Here is a 563-nt window from a genome sequence, read left to right as displayed (position 1 = left end):
CTTGTGCTCTGAAATGTGTATAAGAGAGGATCGCTGGACGGTATCGCGAAAATGTATTCAGAAAATGATTATCAAGCACAGTATCAGGACATGGTACGAGCTAAAAGATTCGATACCGGCTCTTGTTCTGAGTCATGCGAAATATTTGGAGGGCAGCTTGATTTCGACTTCGGGAGGGAAGCTGCATGATGCGATGTTATCGGTGCGGTGAATGCAAAGAAGATAACCGCTTCCGACCAAATCAACCTTACTGGAATCGATGGTGTCTCCGGTGTGAAAGAACACCAACAGGGGTGTTACCACTACCGCAGGAAAAGGAGGACGTGTGGCGAGACAGCGACGAAGTATCACCGACATAATCTGCGAAAACTGCAAATACCTTCCAACGAAACGCACCAGAAATAAACCCAAGCCAATCCCAAAAGAATCTGACGTAAAAACCTTCAACTACACGGCTCACCTGTGGGATATCCGGTGGCTAAGACACCGGATATCCCACAGGTGAGCCGTGTAGTTGAAGGCTGTTACGTCAGATTCTTTTGGGAGTGGCTTGGGTTTATTTT

At 47.1% G+C, this 563-nt stretch carries 3 protein-coding genes; 2 read left to right on the top strand and 1 reads right to left on the bottom strand.

Features of this window, described 5'->3' with window-relative positions:
- Positions 1-185: 185 nt before the first annotated feature.
- The gene (gene ninD / locus CSC70_RS14170; protein ID WP_000984218.1) at positions 186-359 is read left to right on the top strand and encodes a protein NinD; all 174 of its coding nucleotides are present in this window, start codon (positions 186-188) and stop codon (positions 357-359) included.
- On the top strand, positions 326-505 hold the full coding sequence (locus CSC70_RS14165) for a NinE family protein (RefSeq protein WP_162457218.1): 180 nt from the start codon (positions 326-328) through the stop codon (positions 503-505). The genes ninD and CSC70_RS14165 overlap by 34 nt, the downstream gene beginning before the upstream one ends.
- Here CSC70_RS14165 and CSC70_RS14160 read toward each other — a convergent pair.
- Positions 457-563 (bottom strand): NinE family protein (locus tag CSC70_RS14160; RefSeq protein ID WP_162457217.1); only part of this gene is annotated, 107 nt, incomplete at its 5' end. The genes CSC70_RS14165 and CSC70_RS14160 overlap by 49 nt on opposite strands.

It is taken from the genome of Pseudoxanthomonas kalamensis DSM 18571 (assembly GCF_010211745.1).
GTDB lineage: Bacteria > Pseudomonadota > Gammaproteobacteria > Xanthomonadales > Xanthomonadaceae > Pseudoxanthomonas_A > Pseudoxanthomonas_A kalamensis.
This window is presented reverse-complemented; position numbering and strand designations above follow the sequence as displayed.

What these genes read in the sequence shown, in the direction of transcription:
- ninD (WP_000984218.1), top strand. Translation starts at nt 186, where the DNA reads ATGATGCGATGTTATCGGTGCGGTGAATGCAAAGAAGATAACCGCTTC.